Annotated in this window: 15 protein-coding genes and 2 tRNA genes; 11 read left to right on the top strand and 6 right to left on the bottom strand. The window is 72.2% G+C overall.

The window, feature by feature from the left end; genetic code table 11:
• Window positions 1–62 precede the first annotated feature (62 nt).
• Window positions 63–329, top strand: coding sequence for a hypothetical protein (locus BIU96_RS16465; protein WP_071293702.1), 267 nt, complete (start codon window positions 63–65; stop codon window positions 327–329).
• 122 nt (window positions 330–451) lie between these two features.
• Window positions 452–1,933, top strand: a complete 1,482-nt coding sequence (locus tag BIU96_RS19965) for a hypothetical protein (RefSeq protein ID WP_071293701.1) — start codon at window positions 452–454, stop codon at window positions 1,931–1,933.
• A 68-nt stretch (window positions 1,934–2,001) separates the two neighbouring features.
• Here the strand turns inward: BIU96_RS19965 and BIU96_RS16455 are convergent.
• Window positions 2,002–2,074: transfer RNA gene (locus BIU96_RS16455), tRNA-Arg, on the bottom strand.
• A gap of 14 nt (window positions 2,075–2,088) precedes the next feature.
• On the bottom strand, window positions 2,089–2,649 hold the full coding sequence (locus BIU96_RS16450) for an AAA family ATPase (RefSeq protein WP_071293700.1): 561 nt from the start codon (window positions 2,647–2,649) through the stop codon (window positions 2,089–2,091).
• 106 nt (window positions 2,650–2,755) lie between these two features.
• Here BIU96_RS16450 and BIU96_RS16445 point away from each other — a divergent pair, with 106 nt between their 5' ends.
• The 3 genes from BIU96_RS16445 to BIU96_RS16435 are packed head-to-tail and all read left to right on the top strand — an operon-like array spanning window position 2,756 to window position 5,942.
• Window positions 2,756–3,577 (top strand): acylneuraminate cytidylyltransferase family protein, encoded by an 822-nt coding sequence (locus BIU96_RS16445; protein ID WP_071293699.1) that lies wholly within the window; start codon window positions 2,756–2,758, stop codon window positions 3,575–3,577.
• Window positions 3,574–4,446, top strand: coding sequence for an N-acetylneuraminate synthase family protein (locus BIU96_RS16440; protein ID WP_071293698.1), 873 nt, complete (start codon window positions 3,574–3,576; stop codon window positions 4,444–4,446). Before BIU96_RS16445 ends, BIU96_RS16440 begins: the two co-directional genes overlap by 4 nt.
• Window positions 4,443–5,942, top strand: coding sequence for a DUF6716 putative glycosyltransferase (locus BIU96_RS16435; RefSeq protein WP_071293697.1), 1,500 nt, complete (start codon window positions 4,443–4,445; stop codon window positions 5,940–5,942). The genes BIU96_RS16440 and BIU96_RS16435 overlap by 4 nt, the downstream gene beginning before the upstream one ends.
• Here BIU96_RS16435 and BIU96_RS16430 read toward each other — a convergent pair.
• Together BIU96_RS16430 and BIU96_RS16425 are read right to left on the bottom strand one after the other, a co-directional pair.
• Window positions 5,886–6,146, bottom strand: coding sequence for a thioredoxin family protein (locus BIU96_RS16430; RefSeq protein WP_071293696.1), 261 nt, complete (start codon window positions 6,144–6,146; stop codon window positions 5,886–5,888). The genes BIU96_RS16435 and BIU96_RS16430 overlap by 57 nt on opposite strands.
• A 29-nt stretch (window positions 6,147–6,175) precedes the next feature.
• Complete coding sequence (locus tag BIU96_RS16425) at window positions 6,176–6,466, bottom strand: hypothetical protein (RefSeq protein WP_071293695.1); 291 nt, start codon at window positions 6,464–6,466, stop codon at window positions 6,176–6,178.
• Between the two features lie 61 nt (window positions 6,467–6,527).
• Between BIU96_RS16425 and BIU96_RS16420 the strand changes: the two genes are divergently transcribed.
• The 5 genes from BIU96_RS16420 to BIU96_RS16400 all read left to right on the top strand — a co-directional run bounded on the left by BIU96_RS16420 (window position 6,528) and on the right by BIU96_RS16400 (window position 10,248).
• Window positions 6,528–6,992 (top strand): MarR family winged helix-turn-helix transcriptional regulator, encoded by a 465-nt coding sequence (locus BIU96_RS16420; RefSeq protein ID WP_071293694.1) that lies wholly within the window; start codon window positions 6,528–6,530, stop codon window positions 6,990–6,992.
• Window positions 6,989–8,230, top strand: coding sequence for an MFS transporter (locus BIU96_RS16415; protein WP_071293693.1), 1,242 nt, complete (start codon window positions 6,989–6,991; stop codon window positions 8,228–8,230). The genes BIU96_RS16420 and BIU96_RS16415 overlap by 4 nt, the downstream gene beginning before the upstream one ends.
• 800 nt (window positions 8,231–9,030) lie before the next feature.
• The gene (gene orn / locus BIU96_RS16410) at window positions 9,031–9,669 is read left to right on the top strand and encodes an oligoribonuclease (protein ID WP_071293692.1); all 639 of its coding nucleotides are present in this window, start codon (window positions 9,031–9,033) and stop codon (window positions 9,667–9,669) included.
• A 75-nt stretch (window positions 9,670–9,744) separates the two neighbouring features.
• Window positions 9,745–9,820 (top strand) — tRNA-His (locus BIU96_RS16405).
• A gap of 83 nt (window positions 9,821–9,903) precedes the next feature.
• Window positions 9,904–10,248 (top strand): metallopeptidase family protein, encoded by a 345-nt coding sequence (locus BIU96_RS16400; RefSeq protein WP_071293691.1) that lies wholly within the window; start codon window positions 9,904–9,906, stop codon window positions 10,246–10,248.
• Between the two features lie 39 nt (window positions 10,249–10,287).
• Here the strand turns inward: BIU96_RS16400 and BIU96_RS16395 are convergent, their stop codons facing one another.
• Window positions 10,288–11,556: an acyl-CoA dehydrogenase family protein gene (locus tag BIU96_RS16395; protein WP_071293690.1), complete on the bottom strand. Its 1,269-nt coding sequence runs from the start codon at window positions 11,554–11,556 to the stop codon at window positions 10,288–10,290.
• Window positions 11,553–12,974 (bottom strand): LLM class flavin-dependent oxidoreductase, encoded by a 1,422-nt coding sequence (locus tag BIU96_RS16390; RefSeq protein ID WP_071293689.1) that lies wholly within the window; start codon window positions 12,972–12,974, stop codon window positions 11,553–11,555. Before BIU96_RS16390 ends, BIU96_RS16395 begins: the two co-directional genes overlap by 4 nt.
• A gap of 102 nt (window positions 12,975–13,076) precedes the next feature.
• Here BIU96_RS16390 and BIU96_RS16385 point away from each other — a divergent pair, with 102 nt between their 5' ends.
• Window positions 13,077–14,489: an MFS transporter gene (locus tag BIU96_RS16385; RefSeq protein WP_071293688.1), complete on the top strand. Its 1,413-nt coding sequence runs from the start codon at window positions 13,077–13,079 to the stop codon at window positions 14,487–14,489.
• The last annotated feature ends 27 nt before the right edge of the window (window positions 14,490–14,516 follow it).

Raw genomic sequence — 14,516 nt, 5'->3', positions numbered from 1 at the left:
CCTGGCGTGTCGGTGGTCGGCCGTAGCGTCGACCCCACACCGAACGATGAGGAGGCACCACGATGCAGACGACGACCGAACCCGCACTGCGGATCCGCTCCGTCCCCGTCGCCCGTTCCCGTGGCGACCTCCGGATCCTCGACGTCCGCGACGACCTGAGCAGGGTCACCCGGGCGAACGGCGAGATCGTCGGCTACGTGGACCGCGTCGACGTGGCCGGCGGCACGGCCTACCGAGCCCGCCGGTACGTCTCCACCGAGCGCCGCTTCGTCGAGCTGCCGAACGTGTGGTCGGCGGACGACGCCGTCGACTGCCTCCGCTGGGGCTGACGGCGGGCTCGCAGCCCAGCTGGTGCCGCATGATGTTCCACATCGGAAGCATGTCCGGTCATGTGGACGGAACACCGTCCGGCCTCCCCGATGCCCGTTCGTTTCGTGGGTAGGGTGCGCGCATGGACTGGTGGAACGACCTGACCGACTGGATCTCCTCGGACGACGGCTGGCGCGTGATCTCCGGCGCGATCATCCCCTTCGTCGCGATCGTCGTGGCTGGCGTCATCGCCGCCCTGATCGGCCGCGGTGCGACCAAGCGCGTCGTCGCGATGCAGGAGCGCGAGGCCCGCAACGCCGCCGTCGCCGGCATCGTCTCGGCTGCGCGCAAGGCCGCTGCCTGGGGCTCGCTCGGCCACGACGAGCGCGCCTACGCCGACCACCTCGCCGAGGACGCCGACATCCGGCTCCGCCTGCTGCCGGTCACGGGCGCTCCACTCGCCGCCAACTGGACGCAGCACGAGATCGCCGACATCAAGAAGAACTCGTCGACGTTCAGCTTTCAGGCGGAGCAGTCCCTCGCCGAGTTCCGGGAGCGTCTGCTCGAGTGGCAGGCACGACCGAGCAAGGCCCGCAAGCTCTTCAAGAGCGACCTCGAGCGGTGGAAGTTCGACTCCCCCGATCCCGACGCCGAGCTCATCAAGCGCCAGCAGGACTGGAACGCCGACCAGAACGGCGGCGCCCGTCCCGCCGGCTCCGCCACCGAGACCGCTGCGGCTGCTCCGGCGACCGAGCGCCCCACCCCGACGACGACGTCGCTCCGTCCGGCAGCCCAGCGGCCTGGAGGCACGCCCTCCTCCGCCACGTCGGCTCCGTCCGGCTCGGCGACCACCACGGCCGGCGGCGTTCCGACCGCATCGTCCGCGGCGGGCGCAGCGGGCGCAGCGGGTCAGGCAAGCTCGCCGAGCGCGACGGGCACGGCAGGCGCGACGGGCACGGCATCCGCTCCGGCAGGTTCCGCTGCGGCCCGTGCGGCCGGCGCGGGCTTCTCGGTCACCCGGGGCGGATCGACGCAGGCCGACCCGAACGCGACCACCCCCATCTCGGACACGACCGCGACGAACGCGACCACCCCGATCACGGACGCCGACGCGACGCGGTCGTACGGCGACGGGGCCACCCGGTCGTACGGCGACGGTGCCACCCGGTCGTACGGCGACAGCACACCGGTGCGGCCGACGCTCGGTTCGCCGGTGTCCCCGGCGCGTTCCGCATCGTCCGGCATGCCGACCTCGTCGAGGACCAGAAACGACACGGACGACGTCGACGTCGTCGATGACGCCCGCGATGCCCGCGGGTCGAGCGGCGCGGGCGGCACGGGCGACACGGGCGGCGCGTCATCCTCGCGCCCGGCGAGCGCCCCGGCGGGTTCGTCCACGCCGTCCCCCGTGGCACAGCCGACCTCGGCCGACGCCCACGTGAACCGCTCCTCGGACGGCGACGGCGGCGCTGACCCGCGCACGCCGAACACGACCTCGGTGCCGACCCGCATCGCGGACGCCCCCAGCGAACCCACCGACGCGAACGAGACCTCGGAAGCGCCGTACACGCAGCCGATCAGCGCCAGCGAACTCCGTCGTCGCGCCGCCGACGACGACGAGTGAGTCGCTGACCGCTCCCGCCACCACCAGCGAAGGCCGCCGTCCATCAGGACGGCGGCCTTCGTCGTGGGTGCCCCCGGCAGGAATCGAACCCGCGGCACGGTGGGTAGAAACCACCTGCTCTATCCACTGAGCTACGGAGGCGGACGGCCTCGATTCTATCCGCGGCCCCGTTCGAGGTGCTGCACGAACCGATCGATCTCCCGCTGCGAGCGGAGGCGCACGATCCGGAGGTGCGGCGCCTCGCGGACGAGCGGCGGGACACGACGCCGAGTCGCGTTCCGGGTGCTGATCCCCCACCGCACGATGTGTCCCGGGTCGGTGAAGAACGTCCACAGCGAGGGCTCGACGTTGCCGTTCCACATCTCGATCCGGCGGAACCGACGCCGCAGCGTCCGACGGACCAGCCGCCACAGCGCGACGTGGTTCGGAAGGTCGATCCAGACCAGCGTGTCCGCGCGCTCGGCGAGGAGCGGGCGCACAGAGGTGTACTGCCACTCCGTCACCCACTCCGGTTCGCTCGTGTACGCCTCGACGTCGGCGACGAAGGACTCCCGCGGCTGCCACCCCGGACCGTGGTACAGCGCGTCGATCTCGGTGTGCGGCAAGCGGAGCACGGCCCCGATCCGGGCGGCGGTCGTGGTCTTGCCGACGCCGGTCGTCCCCGCCACGAGGACGCGGCGCGGAGCCGGATCGAGCGGGTCATCGGCTCCGAGCATCCCTCGACCATAACGCGGGCGTCGGCTGCTCGGGTTCCGGCACGGTTCGGCGTGCGTCTGCCTGGCGTTCGCCTCCGAGCCACCGGCGCTTCGTAGCGTCCTGGTCATGCGCTCCCCCGGTTCCGTCGTCGCCGTGATCCCGGCCCGCGCGGGCTCGAAGGGCATCCCGGGGAAGAACCTCCGGGCGGTCGCCGGCCGCTCGCTCGTCCGGCGGGCCGTCGAGGCCGCACGCCGGGCGACGTCGATCGACGCGGTGGTGGTCTCCACGGACGGCGACGCCATCGCCGCCGAAGCCCTCGACGCCGGCGCCCGGGTCGTCCGCCGCCCGGCCGACCTCGCCGGGGACGACGCCTCGTCCGAGTCGGCGGTCCTGCACACGCTCGACGCCCTCGCCGCCGCGGGCGAGGCACCCGAGATCGTCGTCTTCCTGCAGGCCACGTCGCCGTTCACCGACCCCACCGACCTCGATGCCGCGGTCGCCCGCGTGCGGGACGGCCACGCCGACTCGGTGTTCGCCGCCGCGCCCTCGCACGCGTTCCTGTGGCGGATCGACGACGACGGCAGCGCGAGCGCGGTGAACCACGACGCAGCGGTCCGTCCGCGTCGGCAGGACCGTGCGCCGGAGTTCCGCGAGACCGGTGCGTTCTACGCCTTCCGGTCCGCCGCGTTCCGGCAGCACCGGCACCGGTTCCACGGCCGGGTGGAGCTCGTGGTCGTCGACGGTCGGGGCGCGATCGACATCGACGACCCGGCCGACCTCGCGCTCGCCGACGCGCTGGCACCCCAGCTCGACCAACACGAGCACCAGGACCGGCCCCAGCACGCCCAGCACCCCCAGGACCAGCACCAGCACCCCCAACCCCAGCACCAGCCCCACCCGCGCGCGGCATCCCTGCTGCCCGTCCCCGCACCGAACGGAGCACCATGACCGTCAGCATCGGCACGTCCACCATCGGCGCCGGCCACCCCGCGTACCTCATCGGCGAGATCGGCCTCAACCACAACGGCGACGTCGACATCGCGAAGCGCCTCATCGACGTGGCGGCGGACGCCGGACTGCAGGCCGTGAAGTTCCAGAAGCGGACGCCGGCGATCTCGACGCCCGAGCACATGAAGGCCACACCGCGCAGCACGCCGTGGGGCGAGATGACCTACCTCGAGTACCGCTACCGCGTCGAGTTCGACCGCGACCAGTACATCGAGATCGGCGACCACGCGACCCTGCGCGGTCTCGACTGGTTCGCGTCGCCCTGGGACGAGCCGTCGGTCGACTTCCTCGAGGACCTCAACGTCGTCGCGTACAAGATCGCGTCGGCGTCCGTGACCGACCTCGGCCTGCTCGCCGCGGTCGCCGCCACCGGCAAGCCCGTCATCCTGTCGACCGGCATGTCGACGCTCGAGCAGATCGACCGCGCCGTCGAGACGCTCGGCACCGAACGCCTGGTGCTCATGCACGCCACCTCGACCTACCCGCTCCCCCCGGAGGAGGCGAACCTCCGGATGATCGACACCCTCGCCCACCGCTACGCCGGTGTGCCGGTCGGGTACTCCGGCCACGAGCCCGGTCTGCAGATCTCGATCGCGGCCGTCGCCCTCGGTGCGACCGCCGTCGAGCGCCACATCACGCTCGACCGGACGATGTGGGGCTCCGACCACGCGGCCTCGCTCGAGCCGCACGGGCTGCAGACGCTGGCGCGCGACGTCCGCATCATCGAGAGCGCCCTCGGCGACGGCGTGAAGCGGGTGATGCCCGGCGAGCGGGCACCGCTCGCGAAGCTGCGTCGCGTCGGCGCGTGACGCGCGCGGACGAGACCAGCGACGCCCTGGAGCGTCACGTCGTCGGGGGCGAGCCGACGGACGGACTGGAGGCGCGCCTCCAGTCCGGTGCGTCACCCCGCGTCCGACGCGTGGTCGGCCTGGTCGACACCGACTCGTTCGCGAAGTGGGGCGCGCACCTGCTCGCCACGGCGCCCGCGCACTGGGACCTGGAGCTGCTCACCGTCGCGACGCCGCGGTCCGCCAGCCGGGCGCAGCTCCGGTCCGCGTTCCGGGGAGTCGACGCGCGGCTGGCGCACCTCGCCGCCGCACCGCCGGAGCCGCTCGACGTCGACACGGTCGTGGAGCGGTTGCGGCAGGACCCGCCCGACGCCGTCCTGGTGTCCCTGATCGGGCCGGTCGCGGAACTCGTCATCGGCGAGGTGCACCGCCGGGTGCCGCGCCGACCGGTGCTCGTGACGGGGTTGCCGGGCATCTCGTTCCCGGCGAAGTGGAAGGGCGTGTTCTTCCGCGCGCGCGCCGACCTGTTCGTGCTGCACAGCCACCGCGAGGTCCGCGCATACGAGGAACTCGCGGCGGAGGGCGGCGTCGAGCCGCACTTCGCGCTCGCGACGCTGCCCTTCGCCAGGCCGGCTGCCGCTGCTCCGACTGCGGCTCTGATCCGCGACTCGGTCGTCTTCGCGGCGCAGCCCAGCGTGCCGGCCGAGCGTGTGGACCGCGCGCGCATCGTCGGGTGGCTCGCGGAGACGGCCCGACGGCATCCGGAGTGGCGCGTCGTGATCAAGGTGCGGGCGGCGGCGGGCGAGCACCAGACCCACCGGGAGCAGGACCCGTACCCGGACCTGCTCCCCGCGGACGCGCCGACGAACCTCGTCGTCGAGAGCGGTCCGATGGCAGACCACCTCGACCGCGCGGTCGCCCTGGTGACGGTGAGCTCGACGGCCGTCCTCGAGGCCGTCACCCGCGGCGTGCCCGCCCTGACGCTCACCGACTTCGGCATCGGCCGACAGCTCATCAACGAGGTGTTCGTCGGGAGCGGCCTCGAGGGCGACGCGATCGACCTCGTCGACGGGCGGTTCGGCACGGTGCGGCCGGAGTGGATGCACGACAACCACTTCCACCCGGCGGCGGACGACGACTGGGCCGCCCGGACCGAGGGGTTGATGGCGCTCCGCGATGCCGGCGCGCTCGTCGACCGACCGGCGGCCCGACGCAGTCGTGGCGGTGTGCTCCGCCGAGCGTGGGAGCGGAAGAACGCCCTCGGTCCGGCCGACCGGAGCGCAATCGGGGCGGTCGCGCTGGCGATCGGGGCGCCGGTACGGGCTGTGAAGCGTGTCGTGCGGCAGGCGGTGCGGCTGGTGCGGCCGCCCGAGGCGCCGGTGCTGCTGGCGCCGACGAACCAGCGGACGGGTCGCGGGCGCGGGGCAGAGCGCGGGCTCCGGTCAGAGCGCGGGCTCCGGTCAGAGGGCCTTGGCGATCGCGAGGAGCAGTTGGTCGCGGGTGGGGACACCCGGTGAACGGAAGACCTCGGCTCCGTCGTCCCGCCGCACGATGATCGTCGGGGTCGACCGGATGCCGAGGTCCTCCGCCTGGTCCGGGTGGTTCGCCACGTCGCGCTCGGTCAGCTGCAACCCGGGGACGAGCGCCGACGCCTCGGCCGAGACCCGGCGGGCGGCGGCGCACGGCGCACAGAAGGCGGACGTCCAGAGGTCGAGCTGCATGTGATCGTGCAACGTGGCGGCGTGGGGTTCTACTCCCGGTCGAACTCGCCGCTGCGGTCGCCACGGTCGGCGAGGTCGTCGACGGGGTCGGACTCGCCGGGGACGTACTCGAACTCGGCGGAGGTCTGGTCGAGCACCTGACGCGACTTCGTCTGCCGGTAGGTGAACGCGGTCTGCAGGCCCTCGACGTCAGCGAACACCGTGATCTCGTCGTCCAGCGCGTCGCTCGTCGCGGTGCGGGTGTCGGTCGTGCCGTCGAAGGGACCGCCGTGGAAGATCGCGGTGTACTCGTCGCCTTCGTGGATGGTGATGTCGCTCATGCATCCCTTCTACCAGGCCGCGGCTGTTGACTGATGCATAGCATCGCTATATAGTTCAGCTATGGAACCGAGTCGCGACCAGACCATCGAGACGCTCCTCGTGTCGGTGAACCGTCTGATCCGGACCGCCGCACAGGCCGCCGGCAGCACGACGTCCTCGGCGGTGTGGCGCACGCTCGGCATCCTCGAGACCGACCAGCCGCTCCGGCTCGGCGAACTCGCCACCGCGTCCCGCGTCGCGCAGCCCACGATGACCCGCCTCGTCGCCGGCATGCTCGCCGACGGACTCATCTCGCGCACCGTCGACCCCGACGACTCCCGCGGGCAGCTCATCGAGATCACCCCGGCCGGGCACGCCCGCCTCGTCGAGTGGCGCGCCACCCTGACCAGCACGGTCGGGCCGCTCTTCGCCGACCTCGACGACGACGACTGGGACGTCCTGCGCGAAGCGGCCGCCATCATCGCGTCACGGGCGACCACCCGCCCCGGAGCGACACCATCCACCAGAACGGAGACCCACGCGTGAACGCCCACGCACCCGCCGGACAGTCCGGCTCCATCCTCAAGCAGTCCTCCGCGGTCTGGGCCATCGCCTTCGCCTGTGTCGTCGCCTTCATGGGCATCGGCCTCGTCGACCCGATCCTCCCCGCGATCGCCGCGTCGCTGAAGGCCACCCCGGCCCAGACCGAACTGCTCTTCACGAGCTACCTCGCCGTCACCGGTGTCGCGATGTTCTTCACGAGCTGGGTCTCCAGCCGGATCGGCGCGAAGAACACCCTGCTCATCGGCCTCGCCCTCATCGTGCTGTTCTCGGTGCTCGCGGCGACGTCGAACAGTGTGTGGAGCATCATCGACTTCCGCGCCGGCTGGGGCCTCGGCAACGCGCTCTTCATCTCCACCGCACTCGCGACGATCGTCGGGGCTGCGTCCGGCGGCACCGCGTCCGCGATCATCCTGTACGAGGCGGCACTCGGCCTCGGCATCGCCGTCGGACCCCTCGTCGGTGGTCTGCTCGGCTCGGTGAGCTGGCGCGGCCCGTTCTTCGGCGTCACGACGCTCATGGCCATCGCGTTCATCGCCATCGTCGTGCTCCTGAAGACGAAGAACCTCGAGAAGCCCACCCCCACGAAGCTCTCGGCGCCGTTCCGCGCGCTCGGGCGTCCGGCACTCGCCGCCCTCGCCGCGACCGCGCTCTTCTACAACATCGGCTTCTTCGTCCTGCTCGCCTACACGCCGTTCCCGCTGGGCTTCGGCGCACTCGGCATCGGCTTCACCTTCTTCGGCTGGGGCGTCGGCCTCGCCGTCACCTCGGTCTGGGTCGCACCGATGCTCACCGCTCGCCTCCGCAGGACGACGGTGCTCAAGATCGCGCTGCCGCTCCTCGCGCTCGACCTGTTCGCCGCGGCCGTCGTCGTCGGGTCGCAGGTCGGCCTGATCATCTGCGTCGTCATCGGCGGACTCGTGCTCGGTGTCCTGAACACCGTCCTCACCGAGTGCGTCATGGAGGCGACCGACCTCCCTCGCTCCGTGGCCTCGAGCGCGTACTCGGCCGTGCGCTTCATCGGCGGCGCCATCGCCCCACCGGTCGCCACCCTCCTCGCCGACGCCTACACCCCGTCGGCCGCGTACGTCTTCGCCGGACTGTCCGTCGCCGTCGCGTTCGTGGTCGTCGTCCTCACCACGAAGGTCCTCCGGCGGGTCGACGACGGCGCGGAGCCCGAACGGGTCGAGGCCGAGGCGATCTCCGCCGGCGAGATGTCCTAGGCGGGGCACCGCGGGGCCGGGCTGCCTCGCTGGGCGTGATGCTGCGCTGCCACACTGCGCGACTGCGCGAGCGGGCGAAATGCCAGGGTCCGTCAGACGACGACCCTGGCATTCCGCCCGCTCGCTCGTTTGTTCGTCGCTGGAGCGGGGTCGTCGCCGAGCCCGGGGTGAACCTCATCGGCGCCTCCCGATTCCGCGGACGCTCGGACGGTCGAGCGGGCGGAACACCGCGGTCCGCCCGGCGACGACCCTGACGTTCCGCCCGCTCGACCCGGCGCGCGCCGGTTTCGCAGACGAGCGGGCGGAATCGCGCAGTGGGATCGGCAGGCGGGTGCGGCATTCCGCCCGCTCGACGGCGACGCATCCGTTCGGGGCAGCGCCCGCAGGTCGAGCGGGCGGGAACGCGGGGTGCGCCCGGCAGCGACCCCGGCATTCCGCCCGCTCGGCACGACGGGGCCCTCCGGCAGCGCCCGCAGGTCGAGCGGCCGAAACGCAGGGTGCGCCCGGCAGCAACCCCGGCATACCGCCCGCTCGGCGCGACGGGGCCCTCCGGCAGCGCCCGCAGGTCGAGCGGGCGAGAACGCGGGGTGCGCCCGGCAGCGACCCCGGCATTCCGCCCGCTCGGCACGACGGGCCTCGGCGGCAGCGCCCAGCAGCGCGAGCAGGCAGCGGACGGAGGCGACCGCCCGGAGGCGCGGGGCGCGTCGGCGGACCGGTGGCGGGCCTCCAGGCTGGAGCGTCGACCACCTGGGCGGCCGGACGCGACGGGGGCGCGCGCGACGCGGAATAGGATCGACGGCATGGCTACTGCGAACGACCGCCTCGTCTGGATCGACTGCGAGATGACGGGCCTCGACCTCCAGGTCGACGAACTCGTCGAGGTGGCCGTGGTCATCACCGACTTCGACCTCGTCCCCGTGCACCCGGGCTTCGACATCGTCATCAAGCCCGACCAGTCGGCGCTCGACAACATGAACGAGTTCGTGACGAACATGCACACGACCTCGGGGCTCATCGACGAGATCCCGAACGGGGTGTCCCTGGCGGACGCCGAGTACCAGGTGCTGGAGTACATCCTCCAGCACGTGCCGGCCGAGGGCTCCGCTCCCCTGGCGGGCAACACGATCGGCACGGACCGCGCGTTCCTGTCGAAGTACATGCCGCGCGTCGACGGGCACCTGCACTACCGGAGCGTCGACGTGTCGAGCATCAAGGAGCTCTGCCGCCGCTGGTTCCCGCGTGTGTACTTCAACGCGCCGGAGAAGCACGGTGGGCACCGGGCGCTCGCGGACATCCTCGAGTCGATCCGCGAGCTCGAGTACTACCGTCGCGCCGGCTTCGTCGCCGAGCCGGGTCCGAGCACCGACGACGTCCGCGCCGTCCAGGCCGAGGTCGTGGCGAAGTGGGAGCCGCGGCTGGCGCAGCCCGCATCTGAGTAGCGACACGCGTGGTCGGATCCGGGCGCGGCATGTACTACTATTGAGTGGTCGCGCCGGTCGCCCGGTTCGCACATGGTGGATATAGCTCAGTTGGTAGAGCGCCTGGTTGTGGTCTAGGAGGTCGCGGGTTCGAGACCCGTTATTCACCCCAGTCAGGCAACGGCCCCGGTCCTCGGATCGGGGCCGTTGTCGTTCCCCGGTCGATCAGGCCGGTATGGGAGCATCGAGCCCGTGATGGAGATGTCCCTCGACGACTTCGAGCAGCTCGTGACCGACGAACTCGACCTGCTCCCCGACGAGATGGTCGACGGCCTCGACAACGTGGTGTTCGTCGTCGAGGACGAACCCGAGGACGGTTCCGACCTGTTCGGCGTGTACGACGGCATCGCGGCGACCGAGCGCGGCCAGTACGGCTTCGGCGAGCTGCCGGACCGCATCGTGGTGTTCCGGAAGCAGCACCTCGCCGAGTGCGACACCCTCGACGAGCTCAAGGACGAGGTGCACACCACCCTCGTGCACGAGATCGGGCACTTCTACGGGATCGACGACGAACGGTTGCACGAACTCGGCTGGGCGTAGCGGAAGGCGTCGCTCAGAACCGCGTCGGCGGCGCCCCCCTCAGAACCGCGTCGGCCCCACCTCGTGGTACTTCTCCCACGCGTCCACCGGCCCCCGCCCGTGCACCACGTACTCCCCCACGAGCCGCTCCTTGTACACGGCAGGGTTGTGCGACGCCACCACCCGCGCGTTCCGCCAGTGCCGGTCGAGCGCACGCGTGCGGTCGGCGGCAGACGCTCCCCCGACCTCGAACAACTCGGACGCCGCCCGGAGCACCCGCGGCCCGATCTCGACCTGCGCCTGGTAGACCGCGTTCTCGGCGGTGTCCAGCAGCGCGTGGTAGACGCCGACCCCTGGCTCGTTCGTGGCGACGACCTCGTCGAGCAGCCCCGCCGCCGCGATGACGAGCGACCGCGCGGTGAACGCCCCCGCGGACAGCCGTCCGAGGACCGCCAGCACCTGCGGGTCGTCGCCGGGACGTTGCGCGTTCGCGTGGATGTAGGTGCGGGTCCGCGGCCGGACGAAGGCCACGGCGTCGTCGACGACGGCCTGCCCGATCCCCGCGAGGACCGCCAGCAGGTACAGCTGGTAGAAGGCCTGGATGTGCGACAGCGGGGCATCCCGGTACGCCGAGACCGCGGACGCGTCGACCGCGACCCCGTCGAACACCGTCGTGCCGGACGCGGTCAACCGCTGCCCGAAGCCGTCCCAGTCGTCGATACCGGTGACGCCCGGTGCCGTGGCGTCGACGGCGAACGTCACGCGCTCGCCGTCGCGGTCGGCGGCCAGGTAGATCCAGTCGGCGTAGAGCGTGCCGGTCGAGTAGTACTTCGTGCCGTCGAGCCGGAACGAGTCCGGCCCGGACGGCGTCACCGTCGTCGAGATGTCGGCGAGCGTCGTGCCGGTCCGCTCGGACGTCGCGTTCCCGATGATCGCTCCGTCGACGATGCGTTCGAGCCACTCGTCGCGGGAGGCCGAGGACGGCCGGAGCAGCACGAGTTCGGTGTACCCGAAGTGCCCCCGCCACAGGTGCGCGATGTTCGAGTCCGCCGCCGCCAGGTCCGCCACCAGGTGCGCGAGTTCGACCAGGCTGACACCGAACCCGCCGCGGTCCTCGGGCACACGCAGGCGTCCGAACCCGGCGTCGGCGAGCGCGCGTACCTCGGCGTGCGGCAGCGCCCGGTCGCCGGGCGTCCCGGACGCCAGCTCGCGGTCGACCGCGCCCTCGCGGATGGTCGCGAACACCGGTGCGAAGCGCGCCCGCAACGTGGCCAGGCGGTCGGCCGGGAGGCCCGTCATCCGTCCCTCGGTCGTGGTGGCGTCCGTCATGCGGTCACCTCCACGGCACGTGGCGCGTCCGCGACACCGCTCGCGCCACCGGAGAACGCCCCGCGCCAGCGCCGCGCAGGGTGCGAGTCCGGCAGTTGGGCGTGGCCGAAGAGCTTCTCGCGCAGCGTGCCCTCCCGGTACTCGGACTGCATCAGGCCGCGCTCCTGCAGGGTCGGCGCGATGTGGTCGACGAACTCCTCGTAGGAGCCGGGCAGCGTCCAGTTGATGACGTTGACGCCGTCGACCCCGACGCGCTGCCAGTCGGCGAGCTCGTCGGCGATCTGCTCCGGCGTCCCGACCACACGGGCGCGGAGCTTCGCGGACAGGCGAGCCAGGTCGGCGATGGTCGGTTCGCGGTCGCCGGCGGCCTCGCGGAGCCACTGCAGGTGCGACTGCCCGGCGTGGGTCCGGACCTCGGACAGCGGGGTGTCCGGGTCGAGCGGTTCGCCGGTGTCGGGGTCGAAGCCGAGGTTGGAGTGCACGAGGAAGCCGTCCGCCGCGAGGTGCTCGTCGATCTCCGCCTCCTTCGCCTTCACCTCGGCCTCGGTGGAGCCGGTGACGAAGGTCAGCCCGAGGAAGAACGCGATGTCCTCCCGCCGACGCCCGGCTGCCTGGGCGAGGTCGCGGGTCTCGCGGATGAGCTGCTCCGTGGCGTCGCGGTTCGACGTCAGGATGAACTGCGCCTCGGCGTTCCTCGCGGCGAAGGCTCGGCCGGCCGGCGAGGACCCGGCCTGGAACAGCACCGGCGTCCGCTGCGGGGAGGGCGCGGACAGGTGCGGGCCCTGCACGTCGTACCGCTTGCCGTGGTGGTCGATGCGGTGCACCTTCGCGGGGTCCGCGTACCCGACGACGGGGTCCTTCAGGACGGCGCCGTCCTCCCACGAGCCCTCCCAGAGCTTCGCGCAGACCTCGAGGTACTCCTCGGCCCAGACGTAGCGCTCGTCGTGCTCCTCGAGCCGGTCCTGGCCGAAGTTCCGGGCGGCGCTGTCGAGCGCGCTCGTGACGACGTTCCAGCCGATCCGGCCCCGGGTGATGTGGTCGAGGGTGGACACCTTGCGGGCGAAGTCGAACGGGTGCGACTGGATGACGCTCGACGTGAAGGCGAGCCCGAGGTGCTCGGTCGACACGGCGAGCGCGGAGAGCAGCACGGACGGGTCGTTCGAGGGGATCTGCAGCCCCTCGCGGAGGTTCGTCGAGTAGTCGCCGCGCGCCGGGCCGTACGTGCCCACGACGTCGGCGAAGAACATCGCGTCGAACTTGCCGCGCTCGAGCGTCTTCGCCAGGTCTGTCCAGAGCGTCACGTCGTCGAAGTCCGCCTGGCGGGCGTCGGGGTGCCGCCAGAGGCCGTGCTGGATGTGCGACGTCGTGTTCATGACGAAGGCCGCGAAGCGCAGCGGACGGTTCGGTCGATCGCTCATGGGCTCCATGTTCCCCGCGCGACCCCCGGGAACGGCAGCGACGTGACACCGCGTTACGCGGGGTGTTCCGCGGGACGCCGGAGCCGACCATGCTCCTGAGGCATGCCGATCCCGACCACTGCAGCCGCGCCTCCAGGCCGTCCCGTCGCACCGTCCACCAACGCGACCCGTCGTCGTGTCGCCCTGGCGTCCTTCGTCGGGACGACCGTCGAGTACTACGACTTCTACCTGTACGCGACGGCGTCGGCGCTGGTGTTCGCACCCACGTTCTTCCCGTCCGTGACGCCGGCCGTCGGCGTCATCGCGTCGTTCGCGACCTACGGGGTCGGCTTCGTGGCACGGCCGCTCGGCGGCGTCATCGCCGGCCACCTGGGCGACCGGATCGGGCGGAAGAAGCTGCTCGTGGCGTCGCTCGTGCTGATGGGGATCGCGTCGACGCTGATCGGGGTGATCCCGTCCGCGGCGACCATCGGCGTCGGCGCCGTCGTCGCGCTCGTGTTCCTGCGGCTGCTGCAGGGCGTGGCGGCCGGCGCGGAGTGGGGCGGGTCGGCGTTGCTGTCCGTCGAGCACGCTCCGGCACGGCACCGCGGGCTCTTCGGGGCGTTCACGCAGATGGGGTCGGCGGGTGGGATGCTGCTCGCGACCGGGGTGTTCACGCTCGTGCGGGGGCTGCTCGGCACCGAGGCGTTCCTGGCGTGGGGCTGGCGGCTGCCGTTCCTGTTCTCGGCCGTCATCGTGGCGGTCGGTCTCGTGATCCGTCTCGGCGTGCAGGACGCGCCGGTGTTCCAGGAGCTCCGCGCCTCGGGTGGGGTCGAACGGTTCCCGGTGTGGCAGGCGATCCGGCAGCACCCCCGGTCGATCCTCGTGACCGCGGGGCTGCGGCTCGTGCAGCCGGCGCTGTACTCGATCCTGACGACGTACTCGCTGACGTACCTGCTCGCGAAGCGCGGCGAGGAGGGGTCGGCGGCCGGGCTGCAGGCCGTCCTCGTCATCTCCGCGGTCTCGCTCGTGTCGACGCCGTTCTGGGGTTGGCTGTCCGACCGGGTCGGGCGGCGGGTGCTCACCATCTGGTCGGCGGTCGGGATCGCCGTGCTCATCTGGCCGTTCTTCGCGTTCCTCGACGCCGGGCCGCTCGTGCTGCTGCCGCTCGTGGCGCTCGTCGGGATGTGCGTGTTCCACGACAGCATCTACGGGCCGCAGGCGGCGTGGTTCGCGGAGCAGTTCCCGACCGGCCGGCGGTACTCGGGGATGTCGCTCGGGTACCAGATCGGGTCGATCTTCTCCGTCGGGCTCACGCCGCTGCTGGCGGCCGTGTTCGTCGAGGTCGGCGGGGGTTCGCCGTGGATCCTGTGCGCGTACCTCGGCGTGTACGCGGTGCTCTCGATCGTGGCGGCGGTGTTCGCGGTGGACCCGGTGGCGGACGCGCGGCGGGCGGGGGCGGACGCGCCGGACGCTGCGGACCCGGCGGGTGCGGGCGGCGCGGCGGACCCGGCGGCGGCCCGAGTTTCGGCCTGAGCGACAGTTCACGCGTGCCAGAGCCCG

This window comes from Curtobacterium sp. MCBA15_008 (assembly GCF_001865065.1).
GTDB lineage: Bacteria > Actinomycetota > Actinomycetes > Actinomycetales > Microbacteriaceae > Curtobacterium.
This window is presented reverse-complemented; position numbering and strand designations above follow the sequence as displayed.